Origin of the sequence: uncultured Bifidobacterium sp., from assembly GCF_949292005.1 — a bacterium.
Classification (GTDB): Bacteria; Actinomycetota; Actinomycetes; order Actinomycetales; family Bifidobacteriaceae; genus Bifidobacterium.
On the sequence record NZ_CASEXV010000073.1, the window covers coordinates 16,879 to 36,101 of the forward strand.

Consider the following 19,223-nt stretch of genomic DNA (forward strand, 5'->3'; position numbering starts at 1 on the left):
GCGGTTGCGTTCGTTGGGCGGGTTTATCGTTCGTTGGGCGGGTGGCCGATGGAGACCTCGGCGTTGTATGTGGTGAAATCCTTGATATTCCGCCATTCTGGAGGGGTCGGAAATTCGGCGATAGTGCCATCATCTGTTGTTGTGACCTCAAATGCGCCCAACGAAGGGCGATCATGTCTGATCATGTCCCTGCGCCAGTTCCCCAGAAAAAAGAACCCCTGGAATCTCAGTAATTCCAAGGGTTTTCGGGTGCCCCCTCAGGGATTCGAACCCTGGACACGCTGATTAAGAGTCAGCTGCTCTAACCAACTGAGCTAAAGGGGCGAGTTGGTGGCTTTTCAAACCGAGAAGCAACTATACACGTCTGCGCGTGCCACGCAATCCGTGAGACACGTCGGAGTGTCGTTCGCGTCGGGATGGAGCCCGGATCCGTGCGGGAGCGGTACTGTTGATGGCGGCGGTCGACGATCTGGGTTGACGGCATAGGTTTGGCGGCAGGAGCGACGTGGTGCATATTCATCAGGGGAATGGCCGGATCCCGTCGTCTCGTGGCGGACGTTCGAGTGGTCGACGTGGACGTAGGAGGGTCGCCGGAGTCATCTGTGCGGCCGTCGTGGTGGTTTTGGTCGTTGGCGTGGCGGCATCCCTGTCCCTGCGCGTCATCTCCCGCGCGCGTGCGTCATCAACGACGACAACATCCAGCGGCTCCACGTCATTGGGATCCGTGTCCGCATCTACATCGGCACCAGCATCGTCTTCGGGAACGACCGATGATCAGGAGTATCCCGCCACGCTGACCGACTCCCAGCGTTCGACCATTCTCGCGCGTGCCCGTTCCGTGGCGAAAAGCAGCGGAAAAACCCTGCATGAATATAAGTATTGCGTGGCCACGAAAGGTGACGTCGGAGATGTTGAGAGTTTCATCAGCATCGTGTTCCGCACGCTCAACGACCCACGTGGATGGCCCCGGGCAGGTGCGGTATTCACACAGGCCTCGACGCGCTGCGACATGACCATATATCTTTCCGAGGCGCAGTACATGACTCAATTCGCGTCCGGATGCTCCGAGAACTACAGCTGCCGCGTCGGCGACGAGGTCATCATCAATCTCACCCGGTGGAATCATGGCGTGGACAGTTGGCTGGATAACGGCGGGACCCTTGCGCGATACCGTCGTATGGTCATCGATCACGAGGTTGGACACCGTCTTGGACACAAGGACAATGAGACGACATGCGACGCCGCCGGGAACCGCGCGCCTTTGATGCAGGAGCAGTCGATGAACCTCCGCACATGCATTCCGAACGAATGGCCGCTCGACGACGAGCTGTGGATTTCGAACTAGGCGTGTTTTCCTAGGCGCGTCTTCGGCCGTGGCTGGGAGTAAGGTCGTCCTTCATGGTCGATGAGGTGGTTGGTCGTCTTGCACCCACTCCCAGCGGAAGGATGCATCTGGGCAACGTCATGGCCATGCTCGCCGCGTGGATGTCGGCGCGGTCCGAAGGCGGACGTGTGCTTCTTCGCATTGAGGATCTTGATCGCGCCCGTGTGGTGCGGGATGCCGATCGCTGGATTATGGACGATCTGACGTGGTTGGGGATCGATTGGGACGGAGAGCCCGCGTACCAGTCCGACCGCGAGGGGCTTTACGAAAAGGCTCTGGAGGGTTTGGAGTCCGTGGATTCGGTGACCACCGCGGAAAGGCCCGACCCGTTGGCCGGATACGCGGCGTCGGGTGTCTATCCGTGCTGGTGTTCGCGCAGCGACATCCGGGCCGCCTCCGCTCCTCAGGAGGGCGATGGTTTCGTTGTCTATCCCGGAACCTGCCGAAGGCTGCTGGAGGACTACCCTGGCGAGGTGCGTGCGCGACTGGTGTCCGGAAGGCGGCATTCGCTTCGTCTGGCGACGCCAAGGCCCGGTGGCGAATCCAATGGGGCATCGGAGGATGTGGTGCTCGTGCCGGACCGCGTCTTCGGCGATGTCCACTATTCGCTTTCCCGTGATGTCGGCGACAGTGTGCTCAGGCGCGCCGACGGGGTTTTCTCCTATCAGCTTGCCGTGGTGGTCGACGATGTGGACATGGGAGTCACCGACGTGGTCCGTGGGCGCGATCTGCTGCGCTCCACGGCGTTGCAGATGGAGATCAGGCGTCGTCTGCGGCTTGCCCGTGCGGCTGGCCGGGACGATGGTTGGGATGCTGACCGGGATGTCGGATGCTCGGTGGATATCGAATCCCCGGCATGGGATCCGCGGTACGCCCATCTTCCTCTTCTTGACGGGCCGGGGGGACGTCGTCTGGCCAAGCGTGAGAGATCTCTCGATATGGGGGCTTTGCGCGATGCGGGGCTGTCCGCGCGTCAGATTGTGGGATACTGCCTGTGGCTTCTGGGAATGGGATGCGGGAGGGGTCGGGCGAATCGACCGGTTCCTATGTCCGCGGCGGAGGGGATGGGGACTTTCTCGTGGCGAAAACTCGCGGCGGATCGCGGGGACCGTGTGCTTCCCGAGGATGTGGTGGAGACGATTCGTCATGTCTGATGGCATCGGGGTGAACCGGAATGGACTATCGGAAACTTACAAGGTGATGCTGGCTACGATGGTGGGCATGGGTCCGTTGGATTCTGTGAGGGTGGAACGGCGGTTCCCGACGTGGTGAGGATGTGGATATGACGGCTTATATGGATCATAAGGACCTGGCAAACGTCTCTATTTCGGAGGCGCGCGTCTGGCAGATAGCGGATGGCGTCCATCGTGTGATGGAGGACATCGACAGAGCTTCCTCGGCAGCTGGACGGCGTCCCGACGAGGTGACGTTGCTTGCCGCCACGAAGACGCGTGATGTGGGCGAGATCATGGCCGCCATTGCCGCAGGTGTGCGCATGATCGGAGAGAACAGGCCGCAGGAGGTTGTGGCCAAGGCGCAGATGTTGCGTTCGTTCTGCTCACATCGTGGTCTTGTGCTGGGGCGCCCCGAGGAGGATGGTGCCGATGGCGCCACGGACGGCGGGTCGGCGGACGGGCCGTCGCGAATCGTTCCCTTCCACCTCATCGGACAGCTTCAGGCAAACAAGATCAACAAGATCCTCCCGTACGTCGATACCGTCGAATCCGTGGACTCCATCGAGGAGGCGGAGAGATTGAATCGCCGCGCGCTGTCCCACGGGGTGGTCGTCGACGTATTCCTTGAGGTCAACGAATCGGGTGAGGAGGCGAAGTCGGGATGTCGGCCGGAGGGGGCCATCGATCTGGCCCTGCGCATCGCCGCTTTGGATTCTCTGAAGTTGACCGGCCTGATGACGGTGGGGGCGCATGTGGATGACGAGCATGTGATACGTGAGGGATTCGCGCATCTCCGGTCGACGCGGGATGCTGTGGCGTCATCCGGGGAGAGGGGTACGTCGTCCTGTCGTGAGCTGTCGATGGGCATGACCCAGGATATGGGGATGGCCATCGCGGAAGGGTCCACCATCGTCCGGGTGGGAACGGGAATCTTCGGCCCGCGCGCCTTCGTCTGAGTTCTGAGGGCGCAATGGAAGGTGTGTGCCCTCGGCCGTCTGTGTGGGACATCCGTCTGGCGTAGTCTGGGCGTATGAGAATCGCACGTTTTCTGCTCGGTGATGTTCCCCAATACGCGTTTGTCCAGAAGGACGAGAAGGACGGCAAGGACTATCTGGTGGCTCTTGACGGGTATCCACTGGGTTCCCGTCCCGTGTCGCCCACGGGCGAGCGCCATGCCCTCGACGAGGATGGCGTCCGGCTTCTCGCCCCGGTGATTCCTTCCAAGATCTATGGTCTGGCGAAGAACTATGAGGCCCACGCCCGGCACATGTATGAGAAGGGACAGTCAACGATCGCCCACGCGCCGGAGGATATGGTCATCTTCTCCAAGCCCAGCACCTCGGTCATCGGACCGGATGATCCGATTGTGCTTCCGCCGTTTTCCGACGATATGAACTTCGAGCCGGAGGTGGCCGTGGTCATCGGCCGCATCGCCAAGAATGTCCCTGTGGACAAGGCGATGGATTACGTTCTGGGGTTCACGTGCGTGAACGATGTCACGCTGAGGGATCTCCAGAGCGGGGATCCCATGTGGACGCGGGCCAAGGGCTTCGACACCTCCTGTCCGCTGGGGCCGTGGATCGAGACCGATCTGGACTGGCGTGACGCGCATATATCGTTCAGGCTCAATGGCGAGGACGTTCCTCTCGCCTCGGGCACCACAGCGGATCTGATTCACGGGATCCCCGAGCAGATTTCCGCGATCTCGAGCTTTTCCACGCTTCTTCCCGGTGATGTGATCATGACGGGGACGCCCAACGCCTCGGGTCATCTTGCTCCCGGGGATGAGGCGGTGGTCGAGGTTGAGGGCATCGGTCGTCTGAGGAACGTCGTGGTGAGGGGCTGAGCCCGTCGCGGAGTTCAACGAGAACGTGTGTCTGCATGCATCTCTCTCCGTTTTCCTTCGGTGGAGACGGAGCCCTGTCTTGAAACTTGAGTGTCTTGGACTCAAGTTTTGGGAATAGGCGGGTGCGTCATTCGGTTGGACATGTCAGAGGTTCATGCCGTGTGGTCGTCGGTCGATGTGACCGGCTCCTCCACGGCCTGGAATGACATGGAGGATGATTATGGAACCGAAGTTGACCGAGGGCGCTCAGCAGGCGTTGAGCGACGCCGTCCAAAGCGCGGCCGCCGCAGGCAACGCGCAGGTGGAGACATTGCATCTTATGGATGCGCTGCTCCGTCAGGAAAGCGGAGTCGTTCGCGGATTGCTGCAGACCGCCGGAGGCGACGTGCAGGCCATCGGGGCCGAGGTGCGCAACGCTTTGGTGGGACTTCCCAGCGCGAGCGGATCGACCACGTCCCAGCCGTCGGCGAGCAGACAGCTGTCGTCGGTGCTGACCCGAGCCGATGAGGAGATGCGCCGCATGGGAGACGAGTTCATCTCGTCCGAGGTCCTGCTTGTCGGCATCATGCTGGCGGCTCCCAACAAAAGCAACGACATACTCGCCAAGCATGGCGTCACCATCGATGCCCTGCGCAAGGCGATACCCCAGATTCGGGGCGGCGCGAAGGTGACGAGCGCGGGCGCCGAAGGATCATACAAGGCGTTGGAGAAGTATTCGACCGATCTGACCGCCGCGGCGAAGGATGGGAAACTTGATCCCGTTATCGGCCGCGACCAGGAGATCCGGCGAGTGGTGCAGATCCTCAGCCGCCGCACAAAGAACAATCCTGTGCTGATAGGAGAGCCTGGCGTGGGCAAGACCGCTGTGGTCGAAGGCTTGGCCCAGCGCATCGTCGCCGGCGATGTGCCCACGACGCTGCGGGACAAGAAGCTCATCAGCCTTGATCTGGGGTCGATGGTCGCCGGATCAAAATACCGCGGCGAGTTCGAGGAGCGTCTCAAGTCCGTTCTCAACGAGATCAAGAACGCCAACGGCGAGATCATCACCTTCATCGACGAGATCCACACCATCGTCGGGGCTGGCGCCGCCGAAGGGTCGATGGATGCCGGGAATATGCTCAAGCCCATGCTGGCTCGTGGTGAGCTCAGGCTTATCGGAGCCACCACGCTCGATGAGTATCGCGAGAACATCGAAAAGGATCCGGCTTTGGAACGCCGCTTCCAGCAGGTTTTCGTCGGCGAGCCCAGCGTGGACGACACCGTGGCCATCCTTCGTGGAATAGCGCCCAAATACGAGGCGCACCACAAGGTCACGATTTCCGACGATGCCCTGGTGGCCGCGGCGACACTGTCGAATCGGTACATCTCGGGACGGCAGCTCCCCGACAAGGCCATCGACCTGGTCGACGAGGCGGCCGCGCGGCTTCGCATGGAGCTTGACTCAAGCCCCGAGGAGATCGACGAGCTCAACCGGCAGATAGACCGTCTCACGATGGAGAAGTCCTATCTGCTGGGGAATCCCAAGGACGACGGTGCCGCCCGCAACGCCGTCGAGGCGCTGGATGAGAAGTCCCGCAGCCGTCTGGACGACCTCAATAAGGAGATCGCCGACAAAAGCGAACGCCTCGCCGGCCTCAACGCCCGCTGGAACAGCGAGAAGGAGGGGCGCAACAAGGTGGGCGACCTGCGAAAGAGGCTCGACGACCTGCGCACGCAGGCCGACCGCTTCGAGCGCGATGGCGATCTGGCCAAGGCGTCGGCCATCCGATACGGCGAGATCCCTCAGATTACCAAGCAGATAGATCTGGCCGAGAAGGCTGAGAAGGACGATCAGGACGCGGTGGCGAACGAGGGCGTTGACCAGGTGCCGATGGTTCCCGACCGCGTGGACGCCGATTCCGTGGCCGAGGTCGTATCGGAATGGACGGGCATCCCCGTCGGGCGTCTGATGCAGGGCGAGAACGAGAAGCTTCTGCACATGGAGGACCATCTTTCTCGCCGTGTCATAGGACAGAGCGAGGCGATCAGGGCGGTTTCGGACGCGGTGAGACGGTCGCGGGCCGGAATATCCGATCCGAACCGGCCTACGGGGTCGTTCCTGTTCCTTGGTCCCACCGGCGTCGGCAAAACGGAGCTGGCCAAGGCGTTGGCCGACTTCCTCTTCGACGACGAGAAGGCTATGGTCCGCATCGACATGAGCGAATACATGGAGAAGGCGTCAGTGTCGCGGCTCATCGGCGCGGCCCCGGGATACATCGGATACGAGGAGGGTGGTCAGCTCACCGAGGCCGTGCGACGCCGGCCATATTCGGTGGTGCTTTTCGACGAGGTCGAGAAGGCGAACCCCGAGGTCTTCGACATCCTTCTTCAGGTTCTGGACGATGGACGTCTGACCGATGGGCAGGGGCGGACAGTCGACTTCACGAACACGATCCTCATCATGACGTCGAATCTGGGATCGCAGTTCCTGGTCCAGCCTGAGCTCGATGAGGAGGCCAAGCGCAAGGCCGTGATGGACGCGGTGCACATGCACTTCAAGCCTGAGTTCATCAACAGGTTGGATGATCTGGTGATTTTCCATCCGCTTACCCGTCAGGAGCTCGGCAGCATCGTCGACATCCAGGTGCGGCAGGTCGCGGCCCGCCTCACCGAGCGGAGGATCACTTTGCAGGTGACGGATTCCGCCCGTGAGTGGCTGGCGAACACCGGATATGATCCGGCCTACGGAGCACGTCCGCTTCGCCGTCTGGTGCAGACGGAGGTGGGCGACCAGCTGGCACGTATGCTGCTCGCCGGCAGTGTCCACGATGGCGACACCGTACTGGTCGACCAGACGGGAGGCGAGCACCTGGAGCTGAGCTCCATGCCCGACGATCCGCTGGCGGGGGTCCGCGTGGACGGTGTGCAGACGGACGACTGATGTCGCGCGTCCCGGTTTCCCGTGATCGACCGCAATCGGAAAGTCATGACGGGGTGGGTCGGCAATGGTCGATCCACCGGATTTGACGGATTCGCGCTCCCATGAATGATGGGGGCCTTCCCACCCATCGGGAAGGCCCCCATCATTCATGTTTCCTGTCCGTGTGGCTTGTTCATGTGCCGAGGAAGGGCCGGCAATCAGTCCTTGTCCGCATATTCGCGCGGTGACTTCTCGAAGGTCCCGGCGCAGTGCTCGCTGCAGAAGTAATAGGTCCTGCCGTCATGGTCTTGGGTGATGGCGTCGTCGGTCACCGTCACGCTCATGCCGCAGACCGGGTCCTTGGCGGTGGGTGTGGTCTCGGTGGCGTTGTGATTCATGTCATGCATATGCATGGTGTGTCCTTTCGTGGATGGTTGTTCCGATGGTATACGGCTGTCACGGGGTTGCGCCCTTGACGATTGCTCGGCCGGCAAGGCTGTCGATAGGGCCGATGTTGTCGCTGGCTGCTGTTCGGTGTGTGGCTCGTCCGAGGCGCCTCGGTCCCCGGAGGACCTTTGGTCGTTTTCGGAGCGCCGATCGCCCGAGTCGATGATGACCTTCGGCTCATGTTCCGTCGCGGGGGTCGTTCCGGTGGGTGTTGTGTTGACGCCGTGGACATCCTCATGGATGCGCGCGTGGCGCAGGCGGTTCGCGTTGAGGACCAAACACACCGAGCTGAAGGCCATCGCCAGTCCGGCGATCATGGGGCTGAGCAGCAGACCGGTGACGGGGTAGAGCACTCCGGCGGCGAGCGGGATGCCGATGATGTTGTAGCCAAACGCCCATCCCAGGTTCTCCCGGATATTGCGCATGGTCGCCTTCGACAGGTTGATCGTGCGCAGAACCCCCGTCAGATCCCCGTTCATCAGCGTGACGTCGGCGGACTGCATGGCGACGTCCGTTCCTGTGCCCATCGCGATGCCCAGATCGGCCTGGGCGAGGGCGGGGGCGTCGTTGATGCCGTCCCCAACCATTGCGATAAGCGCGTCGTGGTCGCCACTCCTGTCGCGTTCCTCTTGGAGGCGTTGGATCCAGTAGGCCTTTCCGTCCGGCCGCACTTGGGCGATGACGGTGTCGATGCCCACCTTGCGTGCCACGGCCGAGGCTATGGGTGCCTTGTCGCCACTGAGCATGACGGTGCGGATGCCCGCGCGGTGCAGGGCCGCCACCGTGGCAGCCGATGTGGGTTTGATCTCATCGGCGGTGTATGTCGGCTTGTCGATGGTCGAGTCCACGTCGACCGTTCCGCGTGTGATGGTGCCGGTTTTATCGAAGACCACCGTGCGGATTCCACGTGCTTGTTCCAGGGTGGCCGCCGATGTCACCAGAACGCCGTTCGTCGCACCCAGTCCCATGGCCGCCGTGACGGACAACGGTGTTGCGAGGCCAAGCGCGCAGGGGCAGGCGATGATGAGAACGCTTACCGCAGTGACCAGCGCGTGCGTAAGGCGCGGGTCGGGGCCGAATCCCATCCAAATGGCGAATGTCCACACTGCGATGATCATCACGATCGGAACGAAAACCCCGGCTATGCGGTCTGCCATGCGCTGGACGGGGGCTTTTGTCGCCTGGGCGTGCGCCACCATGCCGACAATCTGTGCGAGCAGGGTGTCACCTCCGGTGCGGGTGACCCGGATTGCGACGGCTCCGTCGAGGACCATGGTTGCTCCCGTGACCTCGCTGTCCTCAACGGCTTCGATCGCCTCGGATTCCCCGGTGATCATGGATTCGTCAACATGCGCGCTTCCTGCGATGACGATTCCGTCGACGGGCACGCGCTCGCCGGACTTGACCACCACGATGTCGTTCCCGTGGAGTTCGTCGACGCCCACCTCGTGGAGATGGGACGCCTCGCGCCACAGATTCCTAGCCGCTTCCGTGTCCGAGGTATCGAGACGACGCGCCTCGCGCGGACGCAGTCGGATAAGCGACTGTATCGCCTTGCCTGTGCCCTCTCGGGCCTTCGCCTCAAGCAAGCGTCCCAGAAGCACAAGTGTGATGATGACCCCGACCGATTCGAAGTAGGGGTTGCGGGAACCTTCGGGAAGCAGGGTCGGCGCGATGCAGGCAACAAGGCTGAATGCGTAGGCCGCGGTGGAGCCGAGGGCCACCAGCGAGTTCATCTCGGGCATGCGGTGGATGAGGGCGGGCCATCCCACCCGATGTATGGGGGCGCCACAGTAGAACATCACCGGGGTGATGAGCAGTGCCTGAAGCCAGGGATTGACCATCCACTCCGGAATGAGGGAGGGCGTGAGCATATGGAGCATCGATGTGACGAACACGGGTATCGTGAGCACGGCTCCGACGATGACGAGCCGGGTGAGGTAGGAGATTTCGTTGTGCCGCTCCTGCGCGCCGCGGCGCTCGTCGTCCAGCGCCCGTTGCGGGTCGATGGTGTTCGTTGTGGTCGTCGCTTGCGTGGTCGGGGCGTCCGTGCCCGATGTGGTGCTTGCGGATGCGGACGTCGACTCCGAATCGACGCCGCCGGTCACGGTCAGAAGGCCATGAACCATGTTCATTCCGCAGGCGAACGGATAATCGCCTGGTTTGAGGGCGGGAAGACGGACCTCGGTGCGTGTGTCGCCCGGGAGGGCGGCATTGAGCGCCAGGTCGGAGAAGACGACGTGAGAGGTGCATTCGCCCGTCTCCTGCCGGTCGAAGGTGAGAACGATGGGCGTTCCGGGTGACATGGTGATTGTCGAAGGCGAGTAGCCGCCCTTCACGGTAATCGTCGCGCGTTGCACACCGTCCCGCGTCACGCCCGCCGTGGCGTGGCGCTCTCCGAAGAAGAACCGCAATATGAGCCAGGTCAGCAGACCCGCGACGACGACTGCGCCGACTCCCGCGAATATGGTGATGGGCATCGTTCCTCCTTCTTCCGGACGGGTCGGGACATTCCGCCCGTCTCTTCCCGTTGCCACTATCATCCCAGCGATGCTTCGTGACGAGCGGTGCGCAGTCGGATGTCCCCGGAACATTCGCGGTCCATCCGCGGCCGATGGTGCATACTATATACCCTATGGGGGTATATGGTATATACTCAAAGGTGAATTGCTGATGCGGACATCGCTGGTGCGGACAAGGGAGGGGTCATGCAGGGGTATCACGACGATAAAAGCAAGGTCATGGCCCGTCTGCGCCGGATCGAGGGGCAGGTCCATGCCATCGCTCAGATGGTGGACGACGATCAGTACTGCATCGACGTGATCACGCAGATCTCGGCTGCGGACTCAGCTCTGAAATCGGTCGCGCTTCTGCTGCTGGACGATCATCTGGACCACTGCGTGCGTAAGGCCGCCGCCGATGGCGGGGAGGTGGCCGACGAGAAGCTGGCCGAGGCGTCGCGCGCCATCGCGCGTCTGGTGAAATCCTAAGGCCGACCGAGTCCCGCGCCTCCATCCATGGCATGGTCCACGGCGACCGCTTCAATAGAACATATGTTCGATTCTGGTGTGACTCTGCTTGCGGTGGTGGTGGTTGCCGCCATCGCATTCGTTGCGGGCCTCTTCGTCGGGGTGGAACGCGGACGGGGAAAGTCCGGCGCGCTTCGCGGTAGGGAGGAGGAGGCATGGCGCGCTCGGCTTGATGAGGTCAAGGACGAGAACGCGCGCCTTATGGCTCAGTGCTCGCAACTTCGCGCGCAGATCGACGGCCTTGATCAGCAGCTTGTGTTCGCCAAGTCCCAGCTTGCCCAAGCGCAGCAGGCGGAGCGCGTGCGCATGGAGCATGATCGCGACCGCATGGAGGAGGAGAACAGGCGCAGGGCCAAGGAGCGGGAGGACATGATGGGGGAGCGTTCGCAAGTCGTCACAGCGTTGGCTCCTGTGCAGAAGACGTTGGAGGCGCTCAGGGGCAAGGTCTCCCAGATGGAGGAGAGCCGTCGTCAGGAGATGGGCGTCTTGGGGGAGAGACTCAAGGGTCTGGGCGATCAGCAGGGACGGTTGGACCGTGAGACCGCAGCTCTGGCGTCGGCTCTGCGTGACAACAAGGTCCGCGGAGCGTGGGGGGAGGCCCAGCTGCGCAACATCGTCGAGTCCGCCGGGTTGCTGGAGCATGTGGATTTCGACGTTCAGGTGGTTGTCCAGGATGATTCCGGTCGCAATCGGCGTCCCGACATGGTTATCCATCTTCCGGGAGGGGCCGCGGTTCCGATCGACGCCAAGGTTCCGTATGCGGATTACCAGCGCGCGTGCGCCATTCCCGACACCGCGAGTCCACAGGATCTTGACAACCGGGAGAAGCTTCTACGAGCGCATGCGAAGGCGCTGCGCGAACATGTCCACGCTTTGTCGCAAAAGGCCTATTGGAAAACGCTCCCCGTGGCTCCGGATTTCGTCATAGCGTTCATTCCCAACGAGTCCCTGCTGCAGGCCGCTCTTCGGGTCGATCCCACCCTTCTGGACGACGCCTTCGCGCAGAACGTCGCCTTGACATCTCCCGTCACGCTATGGGCCGTGCTCAAATCCATGTCGTACTCATGGCAACAGCAGAGCCTGAGTGATGAGGCCCGTGAGCTCTATGATCTGTCCCGTGAGCTATACGGACGCTTCTCCATACTGGGCGCTCGGGCGGTGTCGCTGGGGTCCGCCATCACCAAAACCGTCACCGCGTACAACCAGTTCGCGTCGTCGCTCGAATCGCGCGTTCTTGTCACAGCGCGCAAGCTTCACAAGGTGGATATGTCGACAACCATAGCCGATGTCGGACTTATCGATTCCGAGGACGGAGATGTGCGTGAGCTGACCGCGCCCGAGGTCCGGCAGGCGGAGGACTGATTCCATGGACGTGGGGGTGGAGCCGCCGGGACTTGGACGAGAGCGTGGGAAGCACGCGGGTGGAACCGGAATCGTTGACCTCCCGCGGCTGTAGTGTGGGGTTTCATGGCAGACAAGAATCTCCGGGAATCCGAGTTTCGCAGAACAGGCGTCGGCGAAACAGCTGACGATTATGTCCACGATGGTGAGGATCGGCGTTTCGCGCTGATGCCGCCACGCGAGCAGCTGTCCAGCATGCTTCGGCGCGATATGTCCGAACGGCCTTTCAGCGAACTGTACTCCGTGTCGCTTGATCATCGGGGAGCGACGATCGTCGGGCATGCGCTTCTTGACGCTCTGGAGGAGCGGGGCTTCTCGGTGGACGATTTCGATGCCGTTGGCGCCCTCACATCCGCCGCCGTTCCCCTTGTGTGCGCCATGGTTCAGGCCGCGTCGTCGCGGGGGCAGAGCCTCGACGCCTTCGTCATGGATTTCGTGTACCCCTCGGTGAAGGGTCCTTCGATCTCCGGGAGACGTGTGGTCTTGGTCGACTCATGGCTGTCGGAGAAGTCCTACGTGCAGACATCCTCATTGGTGACCCTGCGGAACGGCAACGAGCTGAGTCTGGACTGCGGCATCATCGACCGCGAGGGCGCCAGCGTGGTCGCGGTTGCCTCGGTGGTCGGCGGAGTTGGCGAATCAGGGGAAGAGCGGGCGGCGACGTCCCTCGGCGGTGACCGCGAAGGGGATTCACGGATCGCGGTGGTCGATCCTGTTACGGGAGTGCGTCGTGATCTGCCGTTTGTCCAGGTGTTCGACGAGCGGGAACTTCGATCCGAAGCCGCGGGCGCCCATGCATGATCCCGATCCCGTCACCCTTGCGGCCAAGGCCTCAGGCGAGCCGGAGCTCAGACCGGTCGGAGTGGGCCCTTGGTCGGTGGAGCATCCGGGAGAGCCGCGACCCGATGACGCATCCTCGCCATGTTTCGATCCGCGCGTCGATCCCGTTCTTCTTGATGAGGGCGATCGCCGCAATGTCGTAGACCGTTATCGGTACTGGAGCGTCGACGCCATAAGGGACGATCTGGATCGTCGGGGACGCCATCCGTTTGAGATCGCAGTCGAGAACTGGTCCCATGACTTCAATATCGGATCCGTGGTTCGCACCGCGAACGCCTTCGCCGCCAATCGCGTCCATATAGTAGGTCCACGGAAATGGAACAGGCGCGGCGCCTTGATGACTGAGCTGTACCAGCATGTCGATCACATGCCCAGCATCGCCGCCCTAGGTCAATGGTGGCGTCGGGAACACCCCGATGACCCCATCATCGCATTGGACATAGTTCCGGGTGCCATCCCCATCGAGGATTATGAGTTTCCCGAACGCTGCCTGATGCTTTTCGGGGCGGAGGGGCCCGGACTGTCGGCCAACGCGCTGGATCTTGCCGATGACGTGGTGTTCATCTCACAGTTCGGTTCCGTCAGATCGATCAACGCGGGGGCGGCCGCGGCGGTGGCCATGCACTGCTGGATATCGCAGCATGCGCATATTCGCGGTGCCGTGGAGAACGGGGATTCCCTGTTGTCGTAGACGCGGGTCGTCGGCGCGGATGCGTGACTCGTGCTGGGTTCCCGCAGCGGTTTCCCAGGCGAGAACGGTGCCTTCCGATGCGTTTCATATTGGATGCCTTGTTGGATGCCCTGTTCTGGATGTCATCTCCCCAGGCGTTTATCCACATGACCATATGCTCCGATCGGGAGGGTTCGTCAGGGATAGCCTGAGGCAATGATGACTGCCGCAGGCCTCACCGTGAGCTTCCGCTCAAAAGCCGTTCTATCGGATGTCAGCTTTGCCGCCGAAGATGGGCGGGTCACTGGGTTTGTGGGTCCCAACGGCGCGGGGAAGTCGACGACCATAAGAGCTTTGCTCAACCTTGTCCAGCCCGATTCCGGAACCGTTCTCATCGATGGTGTTCGTTTCGCCGATGCCGCGGTGCCCATGTCGTTGGCCGGAGCGGTTCTCGATGCCGCATCCGTGCATCGTGGCAGAACCGCACGGAACCATCTTCTGTCGCTCGCCCTGACCAATGGGATATCGACGCGTCGGGTGGACGAGGTCATGGATGTGTGCGGCTTGTCGTCCGTGCGCTCGCGCCGGGTGGGGACGTTCTCTTTGGGAATGAGACAACGGCTGTCGATCGCGGCCGCGTTGCTGGGTGATCCTCGCAACCTCATCCTTGATGAGCCTGTCAACGGGCTGGATCCCGAGGGCATCCGATGGGTCAGAGATCTGTGCCGGCACTATGCGTCCCTTGGCCGTGCGGTGCTGCTGAGCTCGCATCTTATGGGCGAGCTGGCGGTGACCGCCGATGATCTTGTCGTGATAGCGCGAGGTCGAATCATTCACACATCAACGGTGGCCATGTTCGTCGCGGCGCATTCGCGACCATGCGTCCGGATCTCGACTCCCGACATTGGCGCCTTCGGAGCGGTGATGGAATCATTTCCGCGCGCCACGGTGGAAAGGATCTTCTGGGCTGAGGAGGGGAGTCCGGACTGTGGGGTGTTCCGGATCAGGAATGTCGGTCTGTCCGAGTTGTCGAGGGCTTTGGCCGAGGGGCATGTGACGGTTCACGGCTTGGTGGAGGAGCGGGCGTCGTTGGAGAGCGCATATCTGGAATTGGCATGTGGATGTGGAGATTTCGCATCGTGGGGCCGCTCATGCCCACAGGAGACGCAGATGTGGGCCGGACCAGGCAACCGGGAAGGGAAGAGGGTGGAGAAGGGGAGATGATGGAGAGGGCAAGTCACAATCGCACACCGGACGAGCCGGTCCTCCGCGTGTCCTTCGCTGGGTGTCTGTGCTCGGAACTGGTGAAGTTGGGCGGACTGATATCAACGTGGGTTTTCATGGGAGTCATCGTCGCCGGGCTTCCGCTTGTGGCCATGCTTGTGGCCGCGGCGGCTCTGCTGGGACGGTGGCTGTTGGGTGTGGGTGCGTCTGCCGCGTCATCCTTCGCCGTCATGTTCTGGATGTATCTCGGTGCGACGCTGGGGGATTTTGTCGTCGTCGTGGGTGTTTTCGGTGTTCTGTCCATCACCGCGGAATACACGATGCGGTCCATCCAATCGACATTGATCGCCGTTCCGCGAAGGGGCATGCTTATCGGAGCGAAAGTCGCGGCCTTGGCCGTATATGTGATGACGGCGTCCTTCGTCGGGATTTTTCTCGGCGTGGTGGTGGCGCTTCTGATGTCCGGGGGATTCGGTTTTCTCGCGGTTCCCTCCGAGGCTGCGGTGGTGCCTTTCGTGGCTGTTCTGGGAGGTCCGATCGCGCTGGCGATGGTGTCTCTTATCGCGTGGGGACTGGGCGCGATCTGCCGATCCACGCTCGGCGGTGTTCTGTCGTTCATCTTCCTGTTTTCAATTCTTCCGACGATCGTGGGAATCGGAGCGATGGTGGTTGGCGCGAATTCCACAATGGTGGTAGCCGACGCATGGCTTCCCTCGCGGGCCTTCATAACTTTCCTGACCGGCGTTTCCGCGGATCTTCCCATTTCCTCGGCCGTTGTGAATCGGTGGCAGGGTGGTCTGATCCTCATGATGTGGACAGCGTGCGTGCTGGTGGCCGCAGGCGTGGCCATGTCCAGGTCCAACGTGACGTAGCGCGTGTTCCGGCCGATGGCGTCGTCACGTCACAGACGGCTCATATAGTGGAGTGCATGCCAACATTCACGCGTGAAGAAATAGAGCATCTGGGGGATTTGTCCCGGATCGCCCTCTCCGATGAGGAGATCGGCCGTATGCAGGGCGAGCTGAACGTCATAGCCGATGCCATCGCCACAGTCCAGGAGGTCGCCGGCGAGGATGTCCCGCCGACCGCCAACCCCATACCGTTGGAGGCCTATCTTCGGCCTGATGTGGCTCAGGAGCCGCTGTCGCAGGAGGAGGCGGTGGCGGGTGCCCCCGTGTCCGAATCCGGCATGTTCGTCGCTCCCCGGATCCTGGGGGAGGAGTGACCATGGGACAAGATAATGAACTTGTGCGTCTGACGGCCTCCGAGATGGCCCAACGCTTCCGTTCCGGAGAGGTCTCCAGTCGTGAGCTGACGGAAGCCCATCTGAGCGTCATCGATGCGGCCGAGCCTGACATCAAGGCCTTCCTCACGGTGTGCGCCGACGATGCCCTTGCCCAGGCGGATGACATCGACAAGCGTCGCGCCGCGGGAGACCTTGAGGGACTTCCCGAATTGGCCGGTGTGCCGATTGCAGTCAAGGACATGATCGTCACCAAGGGAATCGAGACGACCGCGGCATCGAAGATCCTCAAAGGGTGGATCCCCCCTTATGACGCGACGGTGATCTCAAAGGTGAAAGCCGCCGGAATGCCCATTCTGGGGAAGACGAACCTCGATGAGTTCGCCCAGGGCTCGTCAACGGAGCATTCGGCGTTCCAGACGACGCACAACCCGTGGAACACCGACTGCGTTCCCGGGGGATCCGGCGGCGGCTCCGCGTCCGCTGTAGCCGCTTTCGAGGCTCCTCTCGCATTGGGGACGGACACGGGCGGATCGATTCGACAGCCCGGGGCTTTGACCGGAACCGTGGGTGTCAAACCCACATATGGCGCTGTGTCCCGCTTCGGAGCCATCGCCATGGCGAGCTCGTTGGACCAGATTGGACCGGTGTCCCGCACGGTGTTGGATTCGGCTCTGCTGCAGGAGGTCATCGGCGGCTACGACCGCCGCGACTCCACGTCCATTCCGATGGATGTGCCCCATCTTGCCGACGCGGCGCGTGAGGGATCACGCAGGGATCTGCATGGCCTTCGCGTGGGGCTGGTCAAGGAGCTTGGTGGTGAGGGCTTCCAGCCCGGCGTCGAGAAAAGGTTCAACGAAGCCGTCGATCTGCTTCGGGGAATGGGCGCGGAGGTTGCCGAGGTCTCATGCCCGCACCTCCCCTATTCATTGGGCGCCTACTACATCATCATGCCATCCGAGGTGAGTTCCAACCTCGCCCGATATGACGGCATGCGTTACGGTTTGAGGGTTATGCCCCCGGAGGGCGTTGCGCAGACGGCCGCCAATATGATGTCTTACACTCGTGAGGCGGGTTTCGGCGACGAGGTCAAGCGTCGCATCATTCTGGGCACCTACGCCCTGTCCGCGGGATACTATGACGCTTGGTACGGATCCGCGCAAAAGGTCCGGACGCTTATCATCCGTGATTTCGCCGCGGCGTTCGACAAAGTCGATATCCTCGTGTCGCCGACCTCACCCACGACGGCTTTCCACTTCGGAGACAAAACCGACGATCCACTGGCGATGTACATGAACGATGTCGCGACCATTCCAGCGAACCTGGCGGGAATCCCCGCCATGAGCATACCCGCGGGATTGAGCGATGACGGGCTTCCCGTGGGATTCCAGATTCTGGCCCCCCAGAAGCATGATGAGGCCCTATACCGTCCGGCGGCCGCTCTGGAATCCGCGCTTGAGGAGCGCTGGGGGGGGCCGATCTGGCGGTCGATGGCGGCCAATTGGCTGGAGACCCGCTAAACGGGCATCGGAAGGATTGAGAGACATGACTGACAAACTCATGAAATACGCCGATGCCGTGGAGAGGTTCGACCCGGTCTTCGGATTGGAGACCCACGTCGAGCTCAGCACGAACACCAAGCTGTTCTGCCCCGCGCACATTGAATTCGGCGGAGAGCCCAACACCCAGCTGACTCCGGTCAGTCTGGGACTTCCTGGATCCCTGCCCGTCGTCAACGCCACGGCCATCGACTACGCCATCAAACTGGGTCTGGCCCTGCATTGCAGGATCGCCGAGTGGAGCCAGTTCGCACGCAAGAACTACTTCTATCCGGATATGCCGAGGGATTATCAGATATCACAGTTCGACAAGCCTTTGAACGGCGAGGGCTATCTTGATGTCGAGCTTGATGATGGGACCATCTTCCGCGTGCCGATCGAGCGCGCGCATGTGGAGGACGACGCCGGAAAGAACACGCATGTCGGTGGAGCCGACGGCCGCATCGAGGGCGCCGACCACTCGCTGGTCGATTACAACCGCGCGGGCGTTCCCCTGATCGAGATCGTGACCAAGCCCATCGAGGGCGCCGGGGCCAGGGCGCCAGAGATCGCGGGAGCCTACATGCGCGCCATCCGCGATATCGTCCGGGCCCTGAATATTTCCGAGGCGCGTATGGAACATGGCAACATGCGCGCGGACGTCAACGTCTCCCTGCGTCGGTCGCCTTCCGATCCTCTGGGAACACGTTCGGAGACGAAGAACGTGAACTCCTTCCGCGGAATCGAGCGCACGCTCCATTACGAGATTCGGCGGCAGGCGGCCCTGCTCGAGGCCGGGGGAGAGGTGCTGCAGGAGACGCGTCACTGGGATGAGGCGACCCAAAGCACGGCGGGCGGACGCGTCAAATCCGATGCGGACGATTATCGTTACTTCCCCGATCCCGACCTGGTGATGGTCCACGTGACCAAGGACCATATCGCGAGGCTCCAGAAGCAGATGCCCGAGATGCCGCGTGAGCGTCGTCGTCGGCTTCAGGCCGAGTGGGGATTCAGCGACATCGAGATGCGTGACGTCATCAACGCCGATGCCCTCGATCTGGTCGAGGCGACCGTCGGCGCGGGTGCCAGTGCGTCCGGCGCCCGGAAGTGGTGGCTGGGCGAGCTGTCCCGCGAGGCCAACGCGCGTGGCGTGTCTCTGGAGGAGCTTCCCGTCACCCCGGCCGATGTTGCTGAGGTGGAGAAGCTCATAGCCGATGGAAAGCTCAACGACAAGCTCGCCAAGCAGACCGTATCCGGTGTGCTTGCGGGCGAGGGAACGCCCGCCGATGTCGTGTCCCGATATGGCTACCAGATCGTCTCGGACGACGGCGCTTTGGAGAAGGCGGTCGATGAGGCCATGGCCGCGAATCCGGACATCGTCGACAAGCTCAGGGCGGGGAATATGAAGCCCATGGGGGCGATCATCGGGGCCGTCATGAGGGCAACCCACGGCCAGGCGGACGCGAAGGCCGTGAGCAAGCTCGTCATGCAGCGTGTGTCGCGGTGACGTCTTCGGCGGCGTGCCGG

Annotated in this window: 15 protein-coding genes and 1 tRNA gene; 14 read left to right on the forward strand and 2 right to left on the reverse strand. The window is 62.2% G+C overall.

Translation table 11 applies throughout. The annotated features are described in order from the left end of the window. Nucleotides 1-250: 250 nt before the first annotated feature. Nucleotides 251-324 (reverse strand) — tRNA-Lys (locus Q1X90_RS05210). A 184-nt stretch (nt 325-508) separates the two neighbouring features. On the opposite strand from Q1X90_RS05210, the gene Q1X90_RS05215 reads away from it, so the two are divergent. From Q1X90_RS05215 to clpB, 5 genes are all read left to right on the forward strand, one after another. Beyond that, nucleotides 509-1,345 (forward strand): DUF3152 domain-containing protein, encoded by an 837-nt coding sequence (locus Q1X90_RS05215; protein ID WP_300767254.1) that lies wholly within the window; start codon nt 509-511, stop codon nt 1,343-1,345. Between the two features lie 65 nt (nt 1,346-1,410). Further along, the gene (locus tag Q1X90_RS05220; protein ID WP_300767314.1) at nt 1,411-2,538 is read left to right on the forward strand and encodes a glutamate--tRNA ligase family protein; all 1,128 of its coding nucleotides are present in this window, start codon (nt 1,411-1,413) and stop codon (nt 2,536-2,538) included. 128 nt (nt 2,539-2,666) lie between these two features. Then, nucleotides 2,667-3,515: a YggS family pyridoxal phosphate-dependent enzyme gene (locus Q1X90_RS05225; RefSeq protein WP_300767256.1), complete on the forward strand. Its 849-nt coding sequence runs from the start codon at nt 2,667-2,669 to the stop codon at nt 3,513-3,515. A 74-nt stretch (nt 3,516-3,589) separates the two neighbouring features. Beyond that, the gene (locus Q1X90_RS05230; RefSeq protein WP_300767258.1) at nt 3,590-4,405 is read left to right on the forward strand and encodes a fumarylacetoacetate hydrolase family protein; all 816 of its coding nucleotides are present in this window, start codon (nt 3,590-3,592) and stop codon (nt 4,403-4,405) included. 220 nt (nt 4,406-4,625) lie between these two features. After that, nucleotides 4,626-7,325, forward strand: coding sequence for an ATP-dependent chaperone ClpB (clpB, locus tag Q1X90_RS05235; protein WP_300767316.1), 2,700 nt, complete (start codon nt 4,626-4,628; stop codon nt 7,323-7,325). 197 nt (nt 7,326-7,522) lie between these two features. On the opposite strand, the gene Q1X90_RS05240 is transcribed toward clpB, so the two are convergent. Then, the gene (locus tag Q1X90_RS05240; protein WP_300767260.1) at nt 7,523-10,231 is read right to left on the reverse strand and encodes an HAD-IC family P-type ATPase; all 2,709 of its coding nucleotides are present in this window, start codon (nt 10,229-10,231) and stop codon (nt 7,523-7,525) included. Between the two features lie 228 nt (nt 10,232-10,459). Here Q1X90_RS05240 and Q1X90_RS05245 point away from each other — a divergent pair, with 228 nt between their 5' ends. The 9 genes from Q1X90_RS05245 to gatB all read left to right on the forward strand — a co-directional run bounded on the left by Q1X90_RS05245 (nt 10,460) and on the right by gatB (nt 19,203). Beyond that, nucleotides 10,460-10,741, forward strand: coding sequence for a metal-sensitive transcriptional regulator (locus Q1X90_RS05245; protein ID WP_300767262.1), 282 nt, complete (start codon nt 10,460-10,462; stop codon nt 10,739-10,741). 63 nt (nt 10,742-10,804) lie between these two features. Beyond that, on the forward strand, nt 10,805-12,142 hold the full coding sequence (gene rmuC, locus Q1X90_RS05250; protein WP_300767264.1) for a DNA recombination protein RmuC: 1,338 nt from the start codon (nt 10,805-10,807) through the stop codon (nt 12,140-12,142). A gap of 105 nt (nt 12,143-12,247) precedes the next feature. Further along, nucleotides 12,248-12,982: an orotate phosphoribosyltransferase gene (locus Q1X90_RS05255; RefSeq protein WP_300767266.1), complete on the forward strand. Its 735-nt coding sequence runs from the start codon at nt 12,248-12,250 to the stop codon at nt 12,980-12,982. Beyond that, on the forward strand, nt 12,975-13,712 hold the full coding sequence (locus Q1X90_RS05260) for a TrmH family RNA methyltransferase (protein ID WP_300767268.1): 738 nt from the start codon (nt 12,975-12,977) through the stop codon (nt 13,710-13,712). Before Q1X90_RS05255 ends, Q1X90_RS05260 begins: the two co-directional genes overlap by 8 nt. A 195-nt stretch (nt 13,713-13,907) precedes the next feature. Beyond that, nucleotides 13,908-14,915 carry an ATP-binding cassette domain-containing protein gene (locus Q1X90_RS05265; RefSeq protein WP_300767270.1) on the forward strand — a complete coding sequence of 336 codons (1,008 nt, stop codon included), beginning with the start codon at nt 13,908-13,910 and terminating at the stop codon, nt 14,913-14,915. After that, nucleotides 14,912-15,787: a hypothetical protein gene (locus tag Q1X90_RS05270; protein ID WP_300767272.1), complete on the forward strand. Its 876-nt coding sequence runs from the start codon at nt 14,912-14,914 to the stop codon at nt 15,785-15,787. The genes Q1X90_RS05265 and Q1X90_RS05270 overlap by 4 nt, the downstream gene beginning before the upstream one ends. 56 nt (nt 15,788-15,843) lie before the next feature. Next, complete coding sequence (gene gatC, locus Q1X90_RS05275; protein WP_300767274.1) at nt 15,844-16,140, forward strand: Asp-tRNA(Asn)/Glu-tRNA(Gln) amidotransferase subunit GatC; 297 nt, start codon at nt 15,844-15,846, stop codon at nt 16,138-16,140. 2 nt (nt 16,141-16,142) lie between these two features. Further along, nucleotides 16,143-17,678, forward strand: a complete 1,536-nt coding sequence (gene gatA / locus Q1X90_RS05280; RefSeq protein WP_300767276.1) for an Asp-tRNA(Asn)/Glu-tRNA(Gln) amidotransferase subunit GatA — start codon at nt 16,143-16,145, stop codon at nt 17,676-17,678. Between the two features lie 25 nt (nt 17,679-17,703). Continuing rightward, nucleotides 17,704-19,203: an Asp-tRNA(Asn)/Glu-tRNA(Gln) amidotransferase subunit GatB gene (gene gatB / locus Q1X90_RS05285; RefSeq protein WP_300767278.1), complete on the forward strand. Its 1,500-nt coding sequence runs from the start codon at nt 17,704-17,706 to the stop codon at nt 19,201-19,203. Nucleotides 19,204-19,223 lie beyond the last annotated feature (20 nt).